The organism is Enterobacter sp. ZOR0014 (assembly GCF_000798855.1).
In the GTDB taxonomy this organism is placed as follows: domain Bacteria; phylum Pseudomonadota; class Gammaproteobacteria; order Enterobacterales; family Enterobacteriaceae; genus Enterobacter; species Enterobacter kobei.
The window spans coordinates 1-21,895 of record NZ_JTLF01000351.1 but is presented as its reverse complement, the minus strand read 5'-3'; the positions used below and the strand labels follow the sequence as shown (position 1 = coordinate 21,895).

General features: G+C 57.5%; 21 protein-coding genes. 8 read left to right on the top strand and 13 right to left on the bottom strand.

Annotated elements, in window-relative coordinates; translation table 11 throughout:
• Positions 1–5 precede the first annotated feature (5 nt).
• Entirely contained in the window at positions 6–1,658 is a 1,653-nt protein-coding gene (gene ushA / locus L977_RS20210; RefSeq protein ID WP_014882818.1) for a bifunctional UDP-sugar hydrolase/5'-nucleotidase UshA, read from the top strand.
• A gap of 122 nt (positions 1,659–1,780) precedes the next feature.
• Here the strand turns inward: ushA and ybaK are convergent, their stop codons facing one another.
• From ybaK to copA, 3 genes are all read right to left on the bottom strand, one after another.
• Positions 1,781–2,260, bottom strand: a complete 480-nt coding sequence (ybaK, locus tag L977_RS20205; protein WP_023332257.1) for a Cys-tRNA(Pro)/Cys-tRNA(Cys) deacylase YbaK — start codon at positions 2,258–2,260, stop codon at positions 1,781–1,783.
• A gap of 199 nt (positions 2,261–2,459) precedes the next feature.
• Positions 2,460–3,254, bottom strand: a complete 795-nt coding sequence (locus L977_RS20200) for a TraB/GumN family protein (RefSeq protein WP_047626797.1) — start codon at positions 3,252–3,254, stop codon at positions 2,460–2,462.
• A gap of 50 nt (positions 3,255–3,304) precedes the next feature.
• Positions 3,305–5,803, bottom strand: a complete 2,499-nt coding sequence (gene copA / locus L977_RS20195; RefSeq protein ID WP_047626796.1) for a copper-exporting P-type ATPase CopA — start codon at positions 5,801–5,803, stop codon at positions 3,305–3,307.
• A gap of 108 nt (positions 5,804–5,911) precedes the next feature.
• On the opposite strand from copA, the gene cueR reads away from it, so the two are divergent.
• Positions 5,912–6,322, top strand: a complete 411-nt coding sequence (gene cueR, locus L977_RS20190; RefSeq protein WP_014882822.1) for a Cu(I)-responsive transcriptional regulator — start codon at positions 5,912–5,914, stop codon at positions 6,320–6,322.
• On the opposite strand, the gene L977_RS20185 is transcribed toward cueR, so the two are convergent.
• Complete coding sequence (locus L977_RS20185) at positions 6,319–6,771, bottom strand: NfeD family protein (protein WP_047626795.1); 453 nt, start codon at positions 6,769–6,771, stop codon at positions 6,319–6,321. The two genes, cueR and L977_RS20185, sit on opposite strands and share 4 nt — an antisense overlap.
• The gene (locus L977_RS20180) at positions 6,768–7,682 is read right to left on the bottom strand and encodes an SPFH domain-containing protein (protein ID WP_008499312.1); all 915 of its coding nucleotides are present in this window, start codon (positions 7,680–7,682) and stop codon (positions 6,768–6,770) included. The genes L977_RS20185 and L977_RS20180 overlap by 4 nt, the downstream gene beginning before the upstream one ends.
• Before the next feature lie 136 nt (positions 7,683–7,818).
• Here L977_RS20180 and fetA point away from each other — a divergent pair, with 136 nt between their 5' ends.
• Both fetA and fetB read left to right on the top strand, forming a co-directional pair.
• A complete protein-coding gene (gene fetA, locus L977_RS20175) occupies positions 7,819–8,490 on the top strand; it encodes an iron efflux ABC transporter ATP-binding subunit FetA (RefSeq protein ID WP_045134731.1) in 672 nt (223 codons plus the stop codon).
• A complete protein-coding gene (gene fetB, locus L977_RS20170; RefSeq protein WP_023336832.1) occupies positions 8,483–9,265 on the top strand; it encodes an iron efflux ABC transporter permease subunit FetB in 783 nt (260 codons plus the stop codon). Before fetA ends, fetB begins: the two co-directional genes overlap by 8 nt.
• 86 nt (positions 9,266–9,351) lie before the next feature.
• Here the strand turns inward: fetB and L977_RS20165 are convergent, their stop codons facing one another.
• Genes L977_RS20165 through tesA form a run of 3 tightly spaced genes read right to left on the bottom strand, consistent with a single transcriptional unit; the run spans position 9,352 to position 11,687 of the window.
• Positions 9,352–10,206, bottom strand: coding sequence for a co-chaperone YbbN (locus tag L977_RS20165; RefSeq protein WP_014882826.1), 855 nt, complete (start codon positions 10,204–10,206; stop codon positions 9,352–9,354).
• A gap of 58 nt (positions 10,207–10,264) precedes the next feature.
• Positions 10,265–11,035: an SDR family oxidoreductase gene (locus L977_RS20160; RefSeq protein WP_014882827.1), complete on the bottom strand. Its 771-nt coding sequence runs from the start codon at positions 11,033–11,035 to the stop codon at positions 10,265–10,267.
• Positions 11,036–11,063: 28 nt separating this feature from the next.
• Positions 11,064–11,687 carry a multifunctional acyl-CoA thioesterase I/protease I/lysophospholipase L1 gene (gene tesA, locus L977_RS20155; protein WP_047626801.1) on the bottom strand — a complete coding sequence of 208 codons (624 nt, stop codon included), beginning with the start codon at positions 11,685–11,687 and terminating at the stop codon, positions 11,064–11,066.
• Between tesA and ybbA the strand changes: the two genes are divergently transcribed.
• The 3 genes from ybbA to L977_RS20140 all read left to right on the top strand — a co-directional run bounded on the left by ybbA (position 11,658) and on the right by L977_RS20140 (position 16,083).
• Entirely contained in the window at positions 11,658–12,344 is a 687-nt protein-coding gene (gene ybbA / locus L977_RS20150) for a putative ABC transporter ATP-binding protein YbbA (protein ID WP_047626799.1), read from the top strand. The genes tesA and ybbA overlap by 30 nt on opposite strands.
• On the top strand, positions 12,341–14,755 hold the full coding sequence (ybbP, locus tag L977_RS20145) for a putative ABC transporter permease subunit YbbP (RefSeq protein ID WP_047626793.1): 2,415 nt from the start codon (positions 12,341–12,343) through the stop codon (positions 14,753–14,755). The genes ybbA and ybbP overlap by 4 nt, the downstream gene beginning before the upstream one ends.
• A gap of 182 nt (positions 14,756–14,937) precedes the next feature.
• Positions 14,938–16,083 (top strand): porin, encoded by a 1,146-nt coding sequence (locus tag L977_RS20140; RefSeq protein WP_047626792.1) that lies wholly within the window; start codon positions 14,938–14,940, stop codon positions 16,081–16,083.
• Between the two features lie 87 nt (positions 16,084–16,170).
• Here the strand turns inward: L977_RS20140 and mnmH are convergent, their stop codons facing one another.
• The 5 genes from mnmH to ppiB form a co-directional block, all read right to left on the bottom strand.
• Positions 16,171–17,241 carry a tRNA 2-selenouridine(34) synthase MnmH gene (mnmH, locus tag L977_RS20135; RefSeq protein ID WP_047626790.1) on the bottom strand — a complete coding sequence of 357 codons (1,071 nt, stop codon included), beginning with the start codon at positions 17,239–17,241 and terminating at the stop codon, positions 16,171–16,173.
• Positions 17,242–17,335: 94 nt separating this feature from the next.
• A complete protein-coding gene (purK, locus tag L977_RS20130; protein ID WP_014882833.1) occupies positions 17,336–18,403 on the bottom strand; it encodes a 5-(carboxyamino)imidazole ribonucleotide synthase in 1,068 nt (355 codons plus the stop codon).
• Positions 18,400–18,909 carry a 5-(carboxyamino)imidazole ribonucleotide mutase gene (purE, locus tag L977_RS20125; RefSeq protein ID WP_014882834.1) on the bottom strand — a complete coding sequence of 170 codons (510 nt, stop codon included), beginning with the start codon at positions 18,907–18,909 and terminating at the stop codon, positions 18,400–18,402. The genes purK and purE overlap by 4 nt, the downstream gene beginning before the upstream one ends.
• 112 nt (positions 18,910–19,021) lie before the next feature.
• Positions 19,022–19,744, bottom strand: a complete 723-nt coding sequence (gene lpxH, locus L977_RS20120) for a UDP-2,3-diacylglucosamine diphosphatase (protein WP_047626788.1) — start codon at positions 19,742–19,744, stop codon at positions 19,022–19,024.
• A 3-nt stretch (positions 19,745–19,747) separates the two neighbouring features.
• Complete coding sequence (gene ppiB / locus L977_RS20115; protein ID WP_014882836.1) at positions 19,748–20,242, bottom strand: peptidylprolyl isomerase B; 495 nt, start codon at positions 20,240–20,242, stop codon at positions 19,748–19,750.
• Positions 20,243–20,417: 175 nt separating this feature from the next.
• Here ppiB and cysS point away from each other — a divergent pair, with 175 nt between their 5' ends.
• Positions 20,418–21,803 (top strand): cysteine--tRNA ligase, encoded by a 1,386-nt coding sequence (gene cysS, locus L977_RS20110; protein WP_014882837.1) that lies wholly within the window; start codon positions 20,418–20,420, stop codon positions 21,801–21,803.
• Positions 21,804–21,895 lie beyond the last annotated feature (92 nt).

Below are 21,895 nucleotides of genomic sequence, written 5' to 3'. Positions count from 1 at the left end.
AGAAGATGAAGTTAATGAAGCGGGGCGTCGCGCTGGCGCTCATCGCCGCATGGGGTCTGGTAAGCCTGCCCGCGCAGGCGTATGAAAAAGATAAAACCTATAAAATCACCATTCTGCATACCAACGATCATCATGGTCATTTCTGGCGCAGTGAATATGGCGAATATGGTCTGTCGGCGCAAAAAACGTTGGTGGACGGCATTCGCAAAGAGGTGGCAGCCCAGGGCGGCAGCGTGCTGTTGCTCTCAGGCGGTGATATTAATACCGGCGTGCCGGAATCTGATTTACAGGATGCCGAGCCGGATTTCCGTGGCATGAATCTGATTGGCTACGACGCGATGGCCGTCGGTAACCATGAGTTTGATAACCCGCTGACGGTGCTGCGTCAGCAGGAAAAATGGGCCAAATTCCCCTTCCTCTCCGCCAACATTTACCAGAAAAGCACCGGCGAACGGCTGTTCAAACCCTGGGCGCTGTTTAAGCGTCAGGATTTGAAGATCGCAGTCATTGGCTTAACCACCGACGATACGGCAAAAATCGGCAATCCCGAGTTCTTTACGGATATTGAATTCCGCAAACCGGCAGACGAAGCGAAGCTGGTGATTCAGGAACTGCAGCAGAACGAAAAGCCGGACGTGATTATCGCCACCACGCACATGGGGCACTACGACAACGGTGAGCACGGCTCCAATGCACCCGGCGACGTGGAGATGGCGCGCAGCCTGCCTGCAGGGTCACTGGCCATGATTGTGGGGGGTCACTCACAGGATCCGGTGTGCATGGCATCGGAGAATAAAAAACAGGTGGATTACGTGCCTGGCACGCCGTGTGCACCGGACCGTCAGAACGGTATCTGGATTGTGCAGGCCCACGAATGGGGTAAATACGTGGGCCGGGCGGACTTTGAGTTCCGTAACGGCGAGATGAAACTGGTGCACTACCAGCTCATTCCGGTCAACCTGAAGAAGAAAGTGACTTACCCGGACGGGAAAAGTGAGCGCGTACTTTACACGCCAGAGATCGCTGAGAACCCGCAGATGCTCTCCCTGCTGACACCGTTCCAGAACAAAGGCAAAGCGCAGCTGGACGTGAAAATCGGCACGCTTAATGGTCGTCTGGAGGGGGACCGCAGTAAAGTCCGCTTCGTGCAGACCAACATGGGACACCTGGTGCTGGCGGCGCAAATGGCGCGCACCGGTGCTGATTTTGGCGTGATGAGCGGGGGCGGCATTCGTGACTCTATTGAAGGCGGAAATATCACCTACAAGGATGTCCTGAAGGTGCAGCCGTTTGGTAACGTAGTGGTCTATGCCGACATGACCGGCAAAGAGGCGATTGACTACCTGACCGCCGTCGCGCAGATGAAGCCGGATTCCGGGGCCTATCCGCAGTTTGCCAACGTCAGTTTTGTGGCAAAAGACGGCAAGCTGAATGATCTGAAGATCAAAGGCGAACCGGTCGACCCGGCAAAAACCTACCGTCTGGCGACGTTGAGCTTTAACGCCACCGGCGGCGACGGTTATCCGCATATTGATAATAAACCGGGCTATGTGAATACCGGCTTTATTGATGCGGAAGTGCTGAAGCAGTACATCGAGCAGAATTCACCGATTGACGTGAACGCGTATGAGCCGAAGGGTGAGGTGAGCTGGCAGTAGTGTTGTGCGGCCTGATGCCCTCACCCCAACCCTCTCCCACCGGGAGAGGGCGCAAACACAAAAAACGGTAACGCATGTTACCGTTTTGCTTTTACCTCGTAGCCGCCACCCGGCTTTTTCTTTCACTCCCGGCGCGCAATATCCGCAAACTTCGCGTCCAGCATTTTCGCCAGATCGCCCGCCGCCAGCTCGATATCCAGCCCGCGTTTGCCGCCTGAAATATAGATCGTGTCAAATTCCTGCGAAGGGGCATCAATCAGCGTTGGAAGGCGTTTTTTCTGCCCCAGCGGGCTAATCCCGCCCACCAGGTAGCCGGTGGTCCGTTGCGCAACCATCGGATCCGCCATATCCACCTTTTTCGCCCCCAGCGCCTTCGCCACTTTCTTGAGATCGAGCTGTCCGGCGACGGGCGTGACCGCCACGGCGAGATGTTTCATATCGCCGTTCACCGCAACCAGCAGCGTTTTATAGACCTGGTCAGCGTTCAGCCCCAGTTTGCGCACCACTTCGTCGCCAAAGTTGGTTTCATTCGGATCGTGATCGTAAGTGTGGATCCGGAAAGAAATGTTGTTTTTTTCGAGTAATTTAACGGCGGGAGTCATAGCTATCCTTCTTACGACAGACAAATCATGCCAACAGCATACGCCTGACGTTTGTCTAAAAAATAGCACCATCTTGCGCAATAGTATTGGCAGTGATGGTCACTTTGAGCGACAATCGGCTCAACCGAAGGTCTCCTTCGGCATAATAAAAACGATGAAATTCCTCTTTGACGGGCCAATAGAGATATTGGCCATTTTTTTATTTCAGCAGCGACGGCAAATTCCCTTCTCCGTACAAATGTAACGCCCCGACCGCAACCACGTATTCCCCGGCAGGTAATGCATGCAGCGTCTCTCGCCAGGCATTGTTGCGCGCATTCATCAGCACATCATACAGCGATTCGCTGAACGTTGACGGCAGCGCCAGCTTTCCGTCTGCTGGCGGCGCATCCAGCCACCAGCCAATCATGGTTTGCAGCAGGCGTGCGTTGGTGTGCCAGTGGGTCAGCGTATCATCCAGCAGCATGCGGCCGTCGTCCGGAAGCTGACGCAGGAGCGCAATCTGGCTGTCCGTTCCTTCCAGTTCAATGATGGGCAGATTGCGCGCTCTTGCCAGATTGAGCAGCTGGTAATCAATACCGTAGTCACCGCGCAGACCCAGTCGCTGCGCCTGCGTGGCCTGTAGCACCATCGCAATTTGCCAGAGCGGCAGGGCGTCAATCATAGAGATCGACACGCCGGTTTCATCGGCGACGCGCGTCAGTTCCGCCAGTTGGGCTTCGTCCAGACGTTCCGCCAGGGGCAGATCGCTTTCAAGCCCGGCAAACGGTGACTCCTGGCCCGAAATATCCGCCTCGACGACCAGCGCGTCGGCGCGCTTCAGCCGTTTTATCAGACCGGGGGGCAGAGGCGACATATCCTGCGTACCCATATGGATGCTGCCGACCAGATGCAGGTGCTGACCGCCGGGCAGGGAGATATCCAGGCCGGGCCACGCATAACGGCGGGGAAAGAGGGCGCGAAACGAGGTTTTTATACGATTAAACAGGCTCATACGCGCTCCATAAACGGAAAGGTTCATGCTAGCGCGTACGAGAACAAGGTTCAATCTTTCGGTTTAAAGCGCAACAGGCGGTTGGCATTGCTCACCACGGTGATGGAGGAGAGCGCCATTGCCGCACCTGCAACCACCGGGTTAAGCAGCGTGCCGGTCAGCGGCCACAAAATGCCGGCGGCAATTGGAATACCGAGCGAGTTATAGATAAATGCCCCCAGCAGGTTCTGCTTCATGTTGCGCAACGTGGCTTTCGAAATGGCCAGCGCATCGGCAACGCCCATCAGGCTGTGGCGCATCAACGTGATGGCGGCGGTTTCAATGGCAACATCGCTCCCGCCCCCCATGGCGATACCGACGTCTGCCTGGGCCAGCGCCGGGGCATCGTTGATGCCGTCGCCCACCATCGCCACCTGACGTCCCTGGCGTTGCAGGTTCTTAATCGCATCCGCTTTGCCATCCGGCAGAACGCCTGCAATGACTTCATCAATACCGGCTTCTTTCGCAATAGCGTTTGCCGTCGTCGGGTTGTCCCCGGTCAGCATCACCAGGCGATAGCCCGCGCGGTGCAGACGCGCCAGGGCATCCACGCTGTCCTGACGAAGTGGATCGCGCACGGCCAGCAGGGCAGCGGCTTTGCCATCCACCGCCAGCAGAACCGGGGTTGCCCCCTGAGATGCCTGCGCTTTCAGTTCGCTTTCCAGCGCCGCGGTATCAATACCATTATCATTGAGTAAGGCCTGGTTACCCAGCAGCAGCGTATGCCCCTCGGCCTCACCGCTGACACCGAGCCCGCGCAGCGTGCGGAAGTTACTGACCTGCGGCAGGGCCGCAGCATTCGCTTTCTCGAGAATGGCGCGCGCCAGCGGGTGGCTGGAGCCTTGCTCCAGCGCGGCGGCGAGACGCAGCGCGTCCTCCTGCGCGATGCCTGCGGTGTTCACGGCCACAACCTGCGGTTTCCCCTCGGTCAGCGTGCCGGTTTTATCAAACACCAGCGTATCCAGCGTACTGGCCCGCTGCAGTGCGTCCGCATCCCTGACCAGCACGCCAAACTCGGCGGCACGGCCTACGCCGGAGATAATGGACATCGGCGTGGCCAGGCCAAGCGCGCATGGGCAGGCAATAATCAGCACCGTGGTGGCAATCACCAGGGTGTAGACAATCTGTGGCGCAGGGCCGAAGAAATACCAGATCGCCGCGCTCAGCAGGGCAATACCGACCACCACCGGCACAAAAATGGCCGAGATTCGGTCAGCAAGCTGGCCAATCTCCGGCTTGCTGCTCTGAGCCTGGCGCACCATTCGGATAATACGCGACAGCGTAGTATGGCTACCAACCGCACTGGCGGTGAACAGCACGCTGCCGTCCTGAACGACCGTGCCGGCATGGACGGCATCGCCGTCGGATTTCTGCTGAGGGATGGGTTCCCCGGTCAGCATCGCTTCATCCAGCCAGGCTTCACCCTGGGTTATCGTGCCGTCAACGGGCACGCGATCGCCGGTGGTCAAACGCAGCGTCATGCCGGGCTGCACTTCCGCCAGCGGGACGCTTTTTTCCCCCTCATCCGTGACCACGCGGGCCGTCGGCGGGGTTAAATCGAGTAATCGTTCCAGCGCTTTGGAGGAGCGCTGACGGGCGCGGGCTTCCAGCATATGGCCTAAGTTAATCAGGCCGATAATCATCGCGCTCGCTTCATAATAGAGATGGCGCGCTTCCATCGGGAACCACTGCGGCCAGACGTTAACGCTCATTGAATAGAGCCACGCCGCGCCGGTACCGAGTGCGACCAGCGTATCCATCGTCGCGGTGCGGTTTTTCAGGCTCTTCCAGGCGCTGGTATAGAAATGGTCGCCTGCAAACACCATGACCGCAAGGGTAATCAGACCAATCACCAGCCACAGCGTGCGGTTGTCGGCGGTGACCATCATGTTGTCACCCATCATGCCCCACACCATCACCGGGATCCCCACCAGCAGGGCGACAATCGCCTGCCAGCGGAAGCGCTTCATGGTGGCGATAGCCGTTTCCTGCTGGCGCTCGCGGCGTTCGACATCATCTTCGATGGCCTCTGCGCCGTAGCCCGCTTTCTCCACGGCCTGCACTAACTCTGCGGCGGAGGCACTGCCCATCACCAGCGCAGTACGCTCCGCAAGGTTTACCCGTGCCTGTGCGACGCCCGGTACCGCCTGTAAGGCATTTTGTACCCGGGAGACGCAGCTGGCGCAGCTCATACCGTTGATCAGCAGCTGTTGGCTGTCATCAATATCATCCGCTGCCGGAAGCTCAGGAGTGGCCGCTGTCAGTGCTTCCGACGGGGATGATGACTCTGCCAGCGGTTTAGCCTTTGGGTGGCTCAGCTCCGCCCCATAACCCGCTTGTTTAATGGTATCGATCAGCGCATCCGCGCTGGCGCTGCCGGTCACGGCGGCATGGTCGATAGTCACCTCAGCGCTTTCAACATCAGGACGCTGTTCCAGGCTTTCTTTAACGCGTTTGACACAGTGGCCGCAGGAGAGGCCGTCCAGCGTCAGGTCAATAGTGTGAGACATAACAAAACTCCCGTATAATGAACTGGTCAGTTGTTGACCGGAGTAACGCTTTTCGCTAACTGTTATGAAGGTTAAACCTTCCATCAAGGGGAAGGTCAAGGGGGAAATGTGAATATCAGTGACGTGGCAAAAAAAACCGGCTTAACCAGCAAAGCCATTCGCTTTTATGAAGAGAAAGGGCTGGTAACGCCGCCGTTGCGCAGTGAAAACGGCTACCGCAGCTACACGCAACGGCATCTTGATGAACTGACGTTACTGCGCCAGGCAAGGCAGGTGGGGTTTAACCTGGAAGAGTGCGGCGAGCTGGTAAACCTGTTTAACGATCCGAAGCGCCACAGTGCCGACGTGAAAAAACGCACGCTGGAAAAAGTGGCGGAGATCGAACGCCATATCATCGAATTACAGTCGATGCGTGAACAGCTGTTACAGCTGGCGGATTCCTGTCCGGGTGATGACAGCGCCGACTGCCCGATTATCGACAATCTTGCCGGCTGCTGCCACCGCAAAACCCACGCTTAACAGGCTTTTACCCGCAGGGTAATGCCTTCAACCGCAATGACCTCAACCCGTGTTCCGGCGCGGAGGTCGTCGTCGGCCACCACCGGCCACGAGCTGTCACCTACGCGCATATGCCCGCGCCCGTTCACCAGCGGGGTGTCGAGCGTAAAACGCTTGCCGACGATCTGCTGTCCGCGCTGGTTAAGGTGGGCATCCAGCGGTTTCTGTTCACTTACCTGTCGGTTCAGCCAGCGCCACCACAGCCAGGCGGCCACCAGCGTCAGCACGGCAAACAGCGCCCCCTGCCACGCCCAGTCAAGCGGCAGAAGCCAGACGACCAGGCCGGTAATGACCGCGGCAACACCGCTCCACAGCAGGTAACCGTTGCCGCCCAGCATCTCGGCGGCCAGCAGTAAGCCACCGAGGCTTAGCCAGAACGCATGAGGATGTGCGACGATCAGTTCAATCATTTTTTACGCTCGTTTCCGCTGTCTTTAATCAGTTCGGCAATCCCTGCGATAGAGCCCATCAGGCTGCTGGCATCCAGCGGCATCATCACCACTTTGCTGTTGTTCGCGGAGCCGATCTCTTTCAGTGCATCGGTATATTTTTGCGCGACGAAGTAGTTCACGGCCTGGATATCACCGGCGGCAATCGCCTCGGATACCATCTGGGTCGCGCGGGCTTCCGCCTCTGCAGAACGTTCACGCGCTTCCGCCTGTAAGAATGCGGACTGACGATCGCCTTCCGCTTTCAGGATCTGCGACTGTTTTTCCCCTTCTGCTTTGAGGATTTCGGCCTGACGCACCCCCTCGGCTTCCAGAATATAGGCACGCTTGGTTCGCTCAGCCTTCATCTGGGCGTTCATGGAGGCGATCAGTTCTGCCGGCGGGCGCACGTCGCGGATCTCGATACGGGTGACTTTGATCCCCCACGGGTTCGTGGCCTCATCGACAATGTGCAGCAAGCGGGTATTGATGCTGTCGCGCTGGGAGAGCATCTCGTCCAGCTCCATCGAGCCAAGCACGGTACGGATGTTGGTCATCGTCAGGTTAACGATCGCCAGCTCCAGGTTGCTCACCTCATAGGCCGCTTTCGGCGCATCAATCACCTGAATAAAGCAGACGGCATCAATGGTAACGTTGGCGTTATCTTTGGAGATCACTTCCTGAGAAGGGATATCCAGCACCTGTTCCATCATGTTGATCTTGCGACCGATGCGGTCCATGAACGGGACAATCAGGCTCAAGCCAGGCTGTAGCGTGTTGGTATAGCGGCCGAAGCGCTCGACGGTCCACTGATAACCCTGAGGGACAATTTTGACGCCTGCGCCGACGATAACCAGCGCAACGAAGATAAGGACAGGAACAACGATGAGCATAAAAACCTCCTGTTTTGCATGCTATGGCAGAAATGAAATCACTTTTTGTTGATCCTAAGTATACGAGGAAAGTCGCTTTATTATCACTCATCGCCGTAAACTACTGCTCATTATTGGGATAAAGGCAGAAGATCACATGAAGGATAACAGCGCGGTATTAACCATCGAGGACGTGGGCTACCGCACAGGCGGTACCACCATTCTGAATAATGTCAGTTTTAGCCTCTTGCCGGGCGAGTTTCGACTGATTACCGGCCCCTCAGGCTGCGGGAAAAGTACGCTGCTTAAAATCATTGCGTCGCTGCTCACGCCAACGTCGGGAAAGATCTTCTTTGAGGGGAAGGATATTTCAACGCTTTCACCCGAGGCTTACCGCCAGCAGGTCTCTTATTCGGTGCAAACCCCGAGCCTGTTCGACAGCACGGTGTACGATAACCTGCTTTTCCCCTGGCAGATCCGACATAAGACGCCCGATCCTGAACGGTTTTCCGCCGACCTGGCACGCTTCAATCTGCCGCCGGACACGCTGACAAAGTCCGTTTCCGAACTGTCGGGCGGCGAAAAGCAGCGCGTCTCGCTGATCCGTAATCTGCAGTTCTTACCGAAGGTGTTACTGCTCGATGAGATCACCAGCGCGCTCGATAATGCCAACAAGCGCAACGTCAATGAAATCATTCATCGTTACGTCCGCGAGCAGAATATTGCCGTGCTGTGGGTGACGCATGACGCTAACGAAATTACCCATGCGGATGACGTACTGACGCTCCAGCCGCATGGCGGAAAAATGCAGGAGGCAAACCGTGGGTGAGCACAATATTACGAACGAATCCCTGGCGTTTTCGATGGTGCTGGTGCTGATCGCGATTGTCGTCAGCTACCGTGAAAAGCTGGGGCTGGAAAAGGACATTGTGTGGAGTATCTGCCGCGCGGTGATTCAGCTCATTATTGTCGGCTATGTGCTGAAGTATATTTTCAACGTCAACCACGCGGTGCTGACGCTGCTGATGGTGTTGTTTATCTGCTTCAATGCGGCGTGGAACGCGCAAAAGCGCAGTAAATACATCGATAAGGCGTTTGTCTCGTCGTTTATCGCCATTACCACCGGAACCGCATTAACGCTGGCGGTACTGGTGCTTTCCGGCTCAATTGAGTTTACGCCGATGCAGGTTATCCCTATCTCAGGGATGATTGCCGGGAACGCCATGGTAGCCGTTGGGCTGTGTTATAACAATCTCGGCCAGCGCTTCAGCAGTGAACAGCAGCAGCTACAGGAGAAATTAAGCCTGGGTGCGACGCCTAAAGTGGCCTCCGCGCGGCTGATTCGTGAGAGCATTCGCTCATCGCTGATCCCCACGGTAGATTCAGCCAAAACGGTTGGGCTGGTGAGCCTGCCGGGCATGATGTCGGGGCTGATTTTTGCCGGTATCGATCCGGTAAAAGCGATTAAGTATCAGATTATGGTGACGTTTATGCTGCTCTCAACGGCAAGCCTGTCCACCATCATTGCCTGTTACCTGACCTATCGGAAGTTTTACAACGCGCGCCATCAGCTGGTGGTGACGCAGTTGAAAAACGTGCGGTGATTATGCCGGGCGGCACTGCGTTTGCCCGGCCTACGATCCGCACTTTTCCAGGCCCGGTAAGCGAAGCGCCACCGGGCATTTTTTTGTTAGTAGAGCAACGCGTACAGCTGACGACGATACTTCGACGCCAGCGCATCGCCGGTGCCCAGCGCGGCCAGGATCTCCTGGAACATCTTGCGCGCCTGACCGTCTGCGGCAGCGAGGTCTTTTTGCAGATGGCTAAACAGCAGCTCAAGCGCTTCTTCGTTACGCCCCACCTGATGCAGCTGCAGAGCCAGCTGGCTTGCCAGAGCCGCATCGGCTGGGTTGTCAGCGACCTGCTGCTGCAGTTGCTGAATTTCCGGCGTATCTGCCGCCTGTTTCAGCAGTTCAATCTGCGCGACCAGCCCCTGATAACGGGTGTCCTGATCCTGCAGGGGAACCGTTTTGAGCACGGCTTCGGCGTCTTCTGAACGGTGCAGGGCAATCTGCGTTTCCGCCAGCAGCAGGCCAATCTGACTGTTCTGATTCGAGAGCTGCCACGCGTCTTTAAGCAGCGGCAGCGCCTCGTCGTATTTGCCTTCCTGCATCAGCGCCATGGCTTCCTGCGCTTTCAGCTCTTCTTCGCGCGGGAGGACTTTATCCAGCAGGGCGCGAATGGCCTCTTCCGGCTGTGGCCCCTGGAAGCCATCAACAGGCTGACCGTTCTGGAACAGGTAGACGGTAGGAATGGCGCGCAGACCAAACTGAGACGCGACCATCGGCTCTGCGTCACAGTCCAGTTTGGCAAGAATGAACTGACCGTTGTACTGCGCGGCAAGGCTTTCCAGCACCGGCGTCAGCTGTAAACAATGCTGGCTGCGTTCAGACCAGAAGTAGAACAGCACGGGTTTTGCCATCGACTGTTCGAGGATCTGTTGCAGGTTTGCTTCAGTAATATTGACGATATTCTGTACGGACATGCGGCCTTCTCTTTTATCGGTTTGTTATTTACATGGGGGTGAGCACTGTCGCTTCAACTCAACCGTGTAAAATTTTGTCCATCATCCTGCCCGGTAGCAGACGTTTTAACCAGCCAACGGCATGGGTGACCAGCGTCACCGGGTAGCGCATTTTGGGATGTTCACTCTCAAAAGCATGGCGCACTTTGGCAACCACCGCTTCGGGCCCGAGCGTAAATCGTGCGGCAATGCCGGGGTTTTCGACCGGTTTATCCGCCTGCGTCTGGTTAACGTTTTCGGTAAAGCGGGTGCGGATCGGGCCGGGTTCAATCAGGCTGACCTTAATGCCGCTGTGACGTAACTCCATGCGCAGGGCGTCGGACCAGGCCTCCAGAGCATATTTGCTGGCGGCGTAGGCGCCGCGGCCGGGCGTTGATATAAGACCCATAACTGACGATGTCATCACGATGCGCCCCTCGCCGTGCGGTAGCATGGCGGGGAGCAGACGCATGGTGAGCTGGTGGACACCAAAGAAGTTGGTTGAAAACTGCTTTTCCAGCGTTTCGCGCGAGAGCGTATCCAGCGGGCCATACACGCCGTAACCGGCATTATTAAAAAGCCCATACAGACGATTGTCGGTCAGGGCTATCACCTCATCGGCGGCGCGTTCGACGCTTTCCGGGGAGTCCATATCCAGCAGCACGCCGGTAAAGCCCAGCCCGTTCATGCGTTCGACATCGTCGGGTTTGCGGCAGGCCGCCAGCACCCGAAATCCCTGACGCTTTAATTCGAGCGCGCTTTCAAGACCGATTCCGCTGGAACATCCTGTAATTAAGACCGATTTTTGCATAACTTTACCTGTCAGGATCTCCGCTTAATCAGGAGTCATGTTTAACTAAAGGAGCCAGCCGCGTTGCCATCCAGTCGGCAATAAACGGCTGCGCATCGCGATTGGGGTGGATCCCGTCGTCTTGCATCCACTGGGGTTTGAGATAGACCTCTTCCATGAAAAATGGCAGCAGCGGAATATCAAACTCTTTGGCAAGCTTAGGGTAGATCGCGCTAAAGGCTTCATTATACCGACGACCGTAGTTAGCGGGCAGGCGAATTTGCATCAGCAGCGGCTGGGCGTTTGCCGCCTTAATGTCCTGCAAAATGGTGCGCAGCGTCTGTTCCGTCTGCTGAGGCTGGAAACCGCGCAATCCATCGTTGCCGCCAAGCTCAACCAGCACCCAGCGCGGCTGATGCTGTTTGAGTAGCGCTGGCAGGCGCGACAGGCCCTGCTGCGAGGTATCGCCGCTGATGCTGCCGTTGATAACCGTCGTCTTGCTCTGCCATTTATCGTTGAGCAGAGCGGGCCAGGTTGCGCTGGCCGCCATGCGATAGCCCGCGCTCAGGCTGTCGCCGAGAATCAGTAACGTGTCCGCTGCCGCCGCGCGGAAGGTCATCAGAATCAAGAACAGGAAGGGCAAATGCCAGCGGAAAACAGTGTTGAAGTTCATCGTCTTAAGAAGTCCGTCGGTCAGGGGGAACACGAGCTTTCCATCCTTACTGGAGTTGAACTCGTTGTCAAACGCGCTGAAACCATCGCGCTGATTGGCGAATCCGGTTCCGGCAAGTCCACGCTGCTGGCGATTCTGGCCGGTCTGGACGACGGGAGCAGCGGCGAGGTTCATCTTGTCGGGCAGCCGCTGCACCAGCTTGATGAAGAGGCGCGTGCTGCGCTGCGTGCGCGCCACATCGGGTTTGTCTTTCAGTCTTTTATGCTGATCCCCACGCTGAACGCGCTGGAGAACGTCGAACTCCCGGCGCTGTTGCGCGGTGAAAAGAGTCGCGAAAGCCGCGCCCATGCAAAGGCGCTGCTGGAACAGCTCGGTCTGGGCAAGCGCCTCAGCCATCTTCCCGCACAGCTTTCCGGCGGGGAGCAACAGCGTGTGGCGCTGGCGCGCGCCTTTAATGGCCGCCCGGAAGTGCTGTTTGCTGATGAACCCACCGGCAACCTTGACCGTAAAACCGGCGACAAAATCGCGGATCTGTTGTTCTCGCTTAACCGTGAACACGGTACCACGCTGATCCTCGTGACCCACGATCCGCAGCTGGCCGCCCGCTGCGACCGGCGTTTGCAGCTGGTCAACGGTACGCTTCAGGAGGAAGCATGATTGCCCGCTGGTTCTGGCGCGAGTGGCGCTCGCCCTCGCTGCTGATTGTCTGGCTGGCGTTAAGCCTGGCGGTGGCCTGCGTGCTGGCGCTCGGCAGCGTCAGCGACCGTATGGAAAAAGGGCTCAGCCAGCAGAGCCGGGAATTTATGGCCGGGGACCGGGCGCTGCAAAGCTCGCGTCCTGTTCCGCCGGGCTGGATTGAGGAAGCGCACAAAGCAGGGTTGAAGGTGGGAGAGCAAATCACCTTCCAGACCATGACCTTTGCGGGAGACACGCCGCAGCTCGCCAGCGTGAAAGCCGTGGATGATGTCTACCCGATGTACGGTGACTTACAAACCAGTCCGCCGGGGTTAAAACCAACGCCCGGCACGGTGCTGCTGGCATCGCGTTTAATGGCGCTTCTGAACCTGAAAGCCGGTGACAGTATTGACGTGGGCGATGCCACGCTCAAAATTGCCGGGGAGGTGGTGCAGGAGCCCGACTCCGGCTTTAACCCCTTCCAGCTTGCGCCACGCCTGCTGATGAACACGGCGGATGTTCCGGCAACCCATGCTGTCCAGCCGGGCAGCCGCGTCACCTGGCGCTACAAGTTTGGCGGCACGCCAGCCCAGCTTGATGGGTATGAAAAATGGCTGCTCCCGCAGCTTAAACCGGAGCACCGCTGGTACGGGCTGGAGCAGGACGAGGGGGCGCTCGGTAAATCTCTGGAGCGCTCTCAGCAGTTCCTGCTGCTTTCGGCGCTCTTAACTCTGCTGCTGGCGGTAGCGGCAGTGGCGGTGGCGATGGGGCATTACTGCCGCAGCCGCTACGATCGGGTGGCGATCCTTAAAACCCTCGGCGCGGGACGGGCGCAGCTGCGCAAGCTGATCGTCGGCCAGTGGCTAATGCTGCTGGTTTTGTCGGTGTTCACTGGCGGAATCATAGGGCTGCTGTTTGAAAAACTGCTGATGGTGATGTTAAAACCGGTGCTTCCGTACGCATTGCCACCCGCCAGCTTCTGGCCGTGGCTGTGGGCGATTGGCGCGATGGTCGTGATCTCGGTGCTGGTGGGGCTGCGGCCCTACCGGCTGCTGCTCGCGACGCAGCCGCTGCGCGTGCTGCGTAATGATGTGGTGGCGAACGTCTGGCCGCTGAAGTTCTACCTTCCGGTGATTATTGCGGTCGCGGTGGGGCTGCTGGCCTGGCTGATGGGCGGCAGCACGCTGCTGTGGGCGGTGCTGGCCGGTGCGGTTGTGCTGGCGCTGCTGTGCGGCGTACTGGGCTGGATACTGCTCAACGTTCTGAAGAGGCTGACAGTGAAATCGCTGCCCGTGCGCCTGGCCGTTAATCGTCTGCTGCATCAGCCCTGGTCTACGCTCAGCCAGCTGTCGGCGTTTTCACTGTCGTTTATGCTGCTGGCCCTGTTGCTGGTGCTGCGGGGCGATCTGCTGGATCGCTGGCAGCAGCAGCTTCCCCCGGAAAGTCCGAACTATTTTCTGATCAATATCGCGCCTGAGCAGGTTACGCCGCTGAAGGGTTTCCTCTCTGAGCATCATATTGTCCCGGAGTCGTTTTATCCGATTGTTCGCGCCCGTCTGACGCAAATCAACGGGCGGTCGACGGAGGGGAACAAGGACGAGTCGCTGAACCGCGAGCTTAACCTGACCTGGCAGGAGAAACGGCCCGACCATAACCCGATCACGGCAGGCACCTGGCCGCCGAAAGTGGGGGAGGTATCAATGGAGGAAGGGCTGGCGGCGCGCCTGAACGTGAAGCTCGGGGACAGCGTGACCTTCACCGGCGATACCCAGGGCTTTACCGCCAAAGTCACCAGCCTGCGAAAGGTGGACTGGGAAAGCCTGCGGCCCAACTTCTTCTTTATCTTCCCGCCGGGGGCGCTGGATGGACAGCCGCAAAGCTGGCTGACCAGCTTCCGCTGGGAAAATGGCAACGGCATGCTGACGCAGCTTAACCGGGAATTCCCGACGGTCAGCCTGCTGGATATTGGGGCGATCCTGAAGCAGGTGGGACAGGTACTGGAGCAGGTGAGCCGCGCGCTGGAGGTCATGGTGGTGCTGGTGACCATCTGCGGCGTGCTGTTGCTGCTGGCCCAGGTGCAGGTGGGCATGCGTCAGCGCCATCAGGAGCTGGTGGTCTACCGCACGCTGGGGGCCGGGAAGCGGTTGCTGCGGATGACGCTCTGGAGCGAGTTTGCGCTGCTGGGGCTGGTTGCCGGTCTGGTGGCCGCGATTGGCGCCGAGACGGCGCTGGCGGTGTTGCAGACACGTGTCTTCGACTTCCCGTGGGAGCCTGACTGGCGTCTCTGGCTGATTCTGCCTCTCTGCGGCGCGGTGCTGCTCTCCCTCTGCGGGGGCTGGCTCGGAACGCGCCTGTTAAGGGGCAAAGCGCTGTTCCGGCAGTTTATGGGGTAATCCAGCTCCGTGATAATTGCACGCCGGTTTTTATGCCGGTGTGCAATATTTTAAAAGCACAAAGTGATAATACCCACGTATTTAGTAGCACAAAACATTAAAAACCCGTCCACACAGCCCGATTATTTCCAGTTAATATTCACCCGCTAAATATTTAGCAGCGTGTCTATTAAGGAAAAATAATGACTATAAAAAAATCAGCGCTGGCGGTAACGATTGGCGCGGCAGTGGCATTAACGACCTTCGCTTCTCAGGCGGAAATCACCGTTCTTAAACAGGATCCGCAGGCGGGTAACCCGCTGAGCCGTCTGAACTTTACCGTTGGCGGCAGCATTCGTCCTCAGTTCCAGAACATGACCGGCGACGACGGTAAAAACAGCTACAAACGTAACGGCTTTGACGGTGGTACCCGTTTCCGTTTCGCGGCTGATTACTACCTGTTTGATGATATTAGCTGGATAAGCTACTACGAACTGGGTGTGAACATCCCTGCCCAGTTTAACTGGGATCATCACTATGCAGACGGCGCACACGATACCACTCGCCGTATGCTCTACACCGGCCTGAAGAGCGATACCTGGGGTACGCTGACCTTCGGTCAACAGAACAGCGTTTACTATGATGTGGTGGGCGCGAAAACCGATATCTGGGACTACGACATGATTGCTCAGGCACCAGGTAACGGGATCAACGGCGACTACGACGGTTCTTACCGTTCACGCCAGATGCTGAAATACAAGAAAACCGTGGGTGATGCCGACATCTATGCATCTTACCTGTTTGAAGACAGCGAATACCTGCCGGGTAACGGCCTGCGCTATAAGCGTAAAGGCGGCGGTTCACTGGGCCTGGATTACCACCTGACCACCGACCTGACCTGGGGCGCAGCGTGGAACTACACCCGTGCGGACATGCGTAACCCGGACAACGGCGACAGCAAAACCTACGACCAGAACATCCTCGGTACCGCGCTGAGCTGGACGCCGGACAACTGGACCTTCTCCGCAGGCGGCGGCTGGTATCAGAACTTCCTGACCACCAAAAAAGTGTCTGTTAACGACTACTTTGCGGGCGACGCGTGGGGTGTTGAATACTTCGCAGGGTATAAATTCCCGATCGGCCAGTATGCGGTGAAATCCATCCAGCCTTACTTCATGGGCGACCGCATTGAATATGTGAATGGCCGTAACTACCAGCGCATCGACAATGGCGTGGGTATCAGCTTCCAGCTGGATTACGGTTTCCGCGTGGATTACGAACACGTGTTCACCTCCAGCACCGACAACCTGGGCGACATGAACCTGGTGCGTCTGCGTTACGACTTCTAAGTCGTCTGTTCCCCGGTGGCGCTGCGCTTACCGGGGCTACAAAAGCACGCGTAGGCCGGGTAAGGCGTAGCCGCCACCCGGCTTTTTTCAGCGATTCAACCAGTCCGCAACCTCTGCGAACGTGCCGCGATAAATAATCTTCTCCGCTTTCTTCTCAAGCTGATAGCTGTACATCGGGTCGTAATAGTCGTTAAGCAGGGGCGCAAGCCAGCTAAAGTGAACCTCGGTGCAGCCTGTCCGTTGCTGTTCAAGCAACGCGGAATCGAGTAGGGCAGTCAGTTCCGCAAAACGCTGTAGCCCCAGGCGGCGGCGAATGGCGAACAGTCCGTGGTGCAGATACGTGCTGTACTCTTTCCAGCCGGCCTCTTCACCATAAGCGGCAGAAAAATCCGCCCACATGTGGTCGAAGTACTCTTCGCGCAGACGCTCAAGACGAATATCAAACGGATCCTCGACAACCGCGATGGGCGCTTCATTCATGCGGTCGCGCAGGCACTCCGGCAGGTGGTTGGAGCCAATCATTCGACCTTCATCTTCCAGCACCCAGCGTGCGGCATCTTTTTTTAACAGCTCGACGGCAAGATGATTTTCAAAGCTGGCCTGGGAGAGTTGCGGAGTGAGCGTGCGGCCAAAGGACGAACCGCGGTGGTGCGCCAGCCCTTCCAGATCGATACCCTGCGCATGCTGCTTCACCAGCAGGGTTTTCCCGTTTCCGGTACAGCCGCCGATAAGCACCATCGGCTTTTGCGACTGCTCAATCGTCACCTGAATCGCCGTCTGGCGCAGGGCTTTATAGCCGCCGCGGATCAGCGGGTAATCGACACCGGCCTCTTTCAGCCAGGCCTGTGAGATATGTGAACGCTGGCCCCCGCGCGCGCAGCAGAGATAACCTTCAGGGTGAGCAAGGCTGGCTTCACGCCAGGCGTTAATGCGCGCCTCACGCGTCTCGCCGTTGACCAGACTGTGGCCGAGCGCCAGTGCGGCCTCGGGGCCCTGACGTTTATAGCAGGTGCCCACGGCGGCGCGTTCGTCGTCGTTCATCAGCGGCAGGTTAAGGGCGGCGGGCATCGCGCCCTGGGCAAATTCTATCGGCGCGCGAACGTCGATTAAAGGGGTATCAGACGCGAGGATCGCGCGATAGTCCGTTCCATCGTTCATGGGTATTCCAGAAATAAAACCAGCAATGGCGGGGATTTTACGCGCGAGAGGAGAGGCCGGGGAAGGGGAAGATCAACTCCCCGGCACTTATCGCTTATTTAAGCTTTGACTGAGCCCAGACAATACCGCTCGCGTATTCCGGCGGCAGGAGAGGGATCATGGCTTCCAGGGTGGCGCTCAGGCGGCCCGTGTCGCTATCGTTCAGGTTCAGGTGACCCACTTTACGACCCTGGCGGACCTCTTTGTCATACCAGTGCAGATGCACCAGCGGCAGCTTGAGCCAGTCGTAGTTCAGATCGGTCCCGATCAGGTTGATCATTACCGACGGGCTGTTCACGACCGGCTGCGGCAGTGGCAAATCGGTGATGGCACGCAGGTGGAGCTCGAACTGGCTGATGGAGGCACCGTTTTGCGTCCAGTGGCCGCTGTTATGCACGCGCGGCGCCAGCTCGTTGATCAGCAGGCCGGATGGGGTAACAAAACACTCCATCGCCATCACGCCCACGTAACCCAGCTCGTGCATTATGGCTGAGAGCATGTCTTCCGCCTGCGCCTGCTGGTCGGCATTTGCCTGAGGGAAGGCGACGCTGGTGCGCAGAATGCCGTCCTGATGCAGGTTATGCGTCAGCGGATAAAAGACGGTGTGTCCGTCATGCCCGCGTGCGCCAACCAGGGACACTTCGCCGCTAAAGTTGATGCCCTGCTCAACGATACACTCGCCGTAGCAGTCGTCCGGCAGCTCCGCGGTTTCGTGCGCACGCAGACGCCACTGGCCGCGGCCGTCGTAGCCGCCGACGCGGCGCTTCACGATCGCCAGCTCGCCCAGCATCGCGAACACGTCATTCCACTCGCCTTTATCGGACAACAGCTGCCACGGCGCGGTCGCCAGACCGAGCTTGTCGAACAGCTGCTTTTGCGTCAGACGGTCGGCAATGATCGGAAACACGTCGCGGTTAACGAAGGCGTTATGGCGGGCCAGCTCGCGGGTCAGCGCGGTTTCCGGCCAGCGTTCGATCTCGGCGGTGATCACGCTCTGGTGGAACGGTACCGCTTCCGGTTCGGCATCCAGCCCGACAGGCCAGACGGCAATACCCAGCGGTTCACCGGCCTGGCGCAGCATGCGGCCTAACTGGCCGTTACCGAGGACGCAAACCTGCTTCATGCCGCACCCCGCGGGTCTGGATTATCCAGCACCTCATCGGTCTGGGCTTTACGCCACTCCGCCAGACGCTGGTGTAATGCTTTATCGTGCGTCGCAAGAATTTGCGCCGCCAGCAGGGCGGCATTAGCCGCACCCGCTTTACCAATCGCTAGCGTGCCGACAGGGATACCGCGCGGCATCTGGACGATGGAGTAGAGGCTATCCACACCGCTTAACGCGGCGCTTTGGACCGGAACACCGAGAACCGGTACCAGGGTTTTAGCGGCAATCATGCCGGGCAGATGTGCTGCGCCGCCCGCACCGGCAATGATCACCTCATAGCCATTCTCTTCGGCGCTTTCGGCGAAGCTGAACAGTTTGTCCGGTGTACGGTGCGCGGATACCACTTCAACGTGGTGCGGAACATTCAGGATTTCAAAGATTTCGGCGGCGAACTGCATGGTAGCCCAGTCGCTTTTGGACCCCATCACGATGGCGACACGCGCCGGATTATTGCGGGAAGACATGCGTCTTAAAACTCCTGTGGTGCGAAACACACTGCTTTCGAGGGCACAGAGAATAGCATGTTATACGAGCAAGGAAAACGGTTGCGCGGTCGTAAACCAGGCGAAAAAAACGTTAAAACGGAAACGCAATCAGCTCAACACCCTCAGGCGTCACTTTGACCATGGAACCTTCGCTGTGCCAGGCACCCAGTACGACGCGATGGACTGGTTCGCCGTTGGCAAGAAGGGAATGAACGTCAGGGCGGTGGGTATGACCGTGGATTAACCACTGAACCCCATGTTTTTCCATTACGCTCACTACGGCCTGCGGATTGACGTCCATGATGGTCATGGATTTACTGCTGTTAGCGGCTTTACTGCCCGCACGCATTCTGGCTGCGATGCGTTTACGGATAAAGAGCGGCAGGGCAAGAAACAGCGTCTGGATCCAGGGGGTGTGAACTTTGGCGCGAAACGCCTGATAGCCGGTATCGTCCGTGCAGAGCGTATCGCCGTGCATAATCAGCAGCCTGCGGCCATAGAGGTCGAGCACCTGTTCTTCCGGCAGCAGCGTCATGCCGCTTTCGCGGGCGTAGCGCTTGCCGAGCAGAAAATCACGGTTGCCGTGAATGAAAAAGCAGGGGACACCTGAATCAACCAGCGCCTTAATGGCGGAGGCGATTTCACGATGCAGCGGGTCAGGATCATCGTCGCCAATCCAGGCTTCAAACAGGTCGCCTAGGATGTACAGCGCATCGGCGCTTTTCGCTTCACCGCGTAAAAAACGCAGAAAACCGGCGGTGATCGCCGGTTCTTCTGTTTGCAGATGCAGATCCGCAATAAAGAGTGTCGCCACGAATTACTCGCTGACGGTCACGCTTGTAATCACAACGTCTTCTTTAGGTACGTCCTGGTGCATGCCGCTGCGGCCAGTAGAGACGGCTTTGATCTTATCGACCACGTCCATACCTTCAACCACTTCTGCGAACACGCAGTAGCCCCAACCCTGCAGGCTTTCGCCGGAGAAGTTCAGGAAGTCGTTATCAGCCACGTTGATGAAGAACTGCGCGGTCGCGGAGTGAGGCGCCTGGGTACGGGCCATTGCCAGCGTGCCACGGGTGTTTTTCAGGCCGTTGTTGGCTTCGTTTTTGATCGCTTCTTTCGTCGCTTTCTGCTTCATACCCGGTTCAAAACCGCCACCCTGGATCATAAAGCCGTTGATCACGCGGTGGAAAATGGTGTTGTCGTAGAAACCTTCGCGGCAGTAGTCCAGGAAGTTTTTAACTGTTTCAGGCGCTTTGTCATCAAAGGTTTTGATTACGATATCGCCATGATTAGTGTGGAAAGTAACCATTTTTGCATCCTGTTCCGTTATTGTGGTACGTCGACCCGCGTTCGGGTCACATATAGGGGCTTGTTATAGCATAACCACAGGACGCGATCACCTTGCATTGTGTGCTGATCCTATTCCGAATTATAGGTATTATAGGGAACAAACAACCCACACACGTGTTTACATGGAATCTTCGATGTTAAAAATCTTTAATACAATGACGCGCCAAAAAGAGGAATTTAAACCTATTCATGCCGGGGAAGTCGGCATGTACGTGTGTGGTATTACCGTTTACGATCTCTGTCACATCGGCCATGGGCGCACCTTCGTTGCCTTCGACGTGGTGTCACGTTACCTGCGTTTTTTAGGCTACAACCTGAAGTACGTCCGCAATATCACCGACATCGACGACAAAATCATCAAACGCGCGAATGAAAACGGCGAGAGTTTTGTTGCGCTGGTGGATCGCATGATTGTCGAGATGCACAAAGATTTCGACGCTTTAAACATTCAGCGTCCGGACAGCGAGCCGCGTGCAACTCACCATATTCACGAAATCATTGAGATCACCGAGAAGCTGATCGCACGCGGTCACGCCTATGTGGCGGATAACGGCGACGTGATGTTCTCCGTGCCAACGGACCCGACCTACGGTGCGCTTTCCCGTCAGGATCTGGATCAGCTGCAGGCTGGGGCCCGCGTGGACGTGGTCGACGTGAAGCGTAATCCGATGGACTTCGTGCTATGGAAGATGTCCAAAGAGGGTGAGCCAAGCTGGCCATCTCCGTGGGGTGAAGGGCGTCCGGGCTGGCACATTGAATGTTCCGCGATGAACTGCAAACAGCTGGGCAAACACTTCGACATTCACGGCGGCGGTTCGGATCTGATGTTCCCGCACCACGAAAACGAAATTGCGCAGTCCACCTGTGCCCACGGCGGCGAGTACGTGAACTACTGGATGCACTCCGGAATGGTGATGGTTGACCGCGAGAAGATGTCAAAATCGCTGGGCAACTTCTTTACCGTGCGCGACGTGCTCAAGTATTACGATGCGGAAACCGTGCGTTACTTCCTGATGTCCGGCCACTATCGCAGCCAGCTGAACTACAGTGAAGAGAACCTGAAGCAGGCGCGTTCGGCGCTGGAACGTCTGTATACCGCGCTGCGCGGTACCGACAAGTCTGTTCCTGCCGCAGGCGGCGACGCCTTCGAAGCCCGCTTTGTTGAGGTGATGAACGACGACTTCAATACTCCGGAAGCCTACTCTGTGCTGTTCGATATGGCGCGCGAAGTGAACCGTCTGAAGTCAGAAGATATGGCGGCGGCGAATGCGCTGGCCTCTCATCTGCGTAAGCTCTCTTCCGTGCTCGGCCTGCTGGAGCAGGAGCCAGACGCCTTCCTGCAGAGCGGTGCGCAGGCGGACGACGGCGAAGTGGCGGAAATTGAAGCCTTGATCAAGGCACGTCTGGAAGCGCGTCAGGCGAAAGACTGGGCGGCGGCAGATGCGGCGCGTAACCGTCTGACCGAGATGGGGATTATTCTGGAAGACGGCCCGCAGGGCACCACCTGGCGTCGTAAGTAATTTTCCCCTTACCCTAACCCTCTCCCACAGGGAGAGGGAATTGTTAGGTTTTCTCCCTCTCCCTGTGGGAGAGGGCCGGGGTGAGGGCATCA

Excerpts from the sequence above, each read along its gene's own strand:
- L977_RS20180 (WP_008499312.1), bottom strand. The coding sequence starts at position 7,682 with ATGCTCATCGTTGTTCCTGTCCTTATCTTCGTTGCGCTGGTTATCGTC.
- L977_RS20140 (WP_047626792.1), top strand. The coding sequence starts at position 14,938 with ATGACTATAAAAAAATCAGCGCTGGCGGTAACGATTGGCGCGGCAGTG.
- copA (WP_047626796.1), bottom strand. The coding sequence starts at position 5,803 with ATGTCTCACACTATTGACCTGACGCTGGACGGCCTCTCCTGCGGCCAC.
- mnmH (WP_047626790.1), bottom strand. The coding sequence starts at position 17,241 with ATGAACGATGGAACGGACTATCGCGCGATCCTCGCGTCTGATACCCCT.
- ybaK (WP_023332257.1), bottom strand. The coding sequence starts at position 2,260 with ATGACTCCCGCCGTTAAATTACTCGAAAAAAACAACATTTCTTTCCGG.
- purE (WP_014882834.1), bottom strand. The coding sequence starts at position 18,909 with ATGTCTTCCCGCAATAATCCGGCGCGTGTCGCCATCGTGATGGGGTCC.
- ybbP (WP_047626793.1), top strand. The coding sequence starts at position 12,341 with ATGATTGCCCGCTGGTTCTGGCGCGAGTGGCGCTCGCCCTCGCTGCTG.
- cysS (WP_014882837.1), top strand. The coding sequence starts at position 20,418 with ATGTTAAAAATCTTTAATACAATGACGCGCCAAAAAGAGGAATTTAAA.
- ppiB (WP_014882836.1), bottom strand. The coding sequence starts at position 20,242 with ATGGTTACTTTCCACACTAATCATGGCGATATCGTAATCAAAACCTTT.
- purK (WP_014882833.1), bottom strand. The coding sequence starts at position 18,403 with ATGAAGCAGGTTTGCGTCCTCGGTAACGGCCAGTTAGGCCGCATGCTG.
- ybbA (WP_047626799.1), top strand. The coding sequence starts at position 11,658 with ATGCCAGCGGAAAACAGTGTTGAAGTTCATCGTCTTAAGAAGTCCGTC.
- L977_RS20160 (WP_014882827.1), bottom strand. The coding sequence starts at position 11,035 with ATGCAAAAATCGGTCTTAATTACAGGATGTTCCAGCGGAATCGGTCTT.
- fetA (WP_045134731.1), top strand. The coding sequence starts at position 7,819 with ATGAAGGATAACAGCGCGGTATTAACCATCGAGGACGTGGGCTACCGC.
- L977_RS20200 (WP_047626797.1), bottom strand. The coding sequence starts at position 3,254 with ATGAGCCTGTTTAATCGTATAAAAACCTCGTTTCGCGCCCTCTTTCCC.
- ushA (WP_014882818.1), top strand. The coding sequence starts at position 6 with ATGAAGTTAATGAAGCGGGGCGTCGCGCTGGCGCTCATCGCCGCATGG.
- tesA (WP_047626801.1), bottom strand. The coding sequence starts at position 11,687 with ATGAACTTCAACACTGTTTTCCGCTGGCATTTGCCCTTCCTGTTCTTG.
- L977_RS20185 (WP_047626795.1), bottom strand. The coding sequence starts at position 6,771 with ATGATTGAACTGATCGTCGCACATCCTCATGCGTTCTGGCTAAGCCTC.
- L977_RS20165 (WP_014882826.1), bottom strand. The coding sequence starts at position 10,206 with ATGTCCGTACAGAATATCGTCAATATTACTGAAGCAAACCTGCAACAG.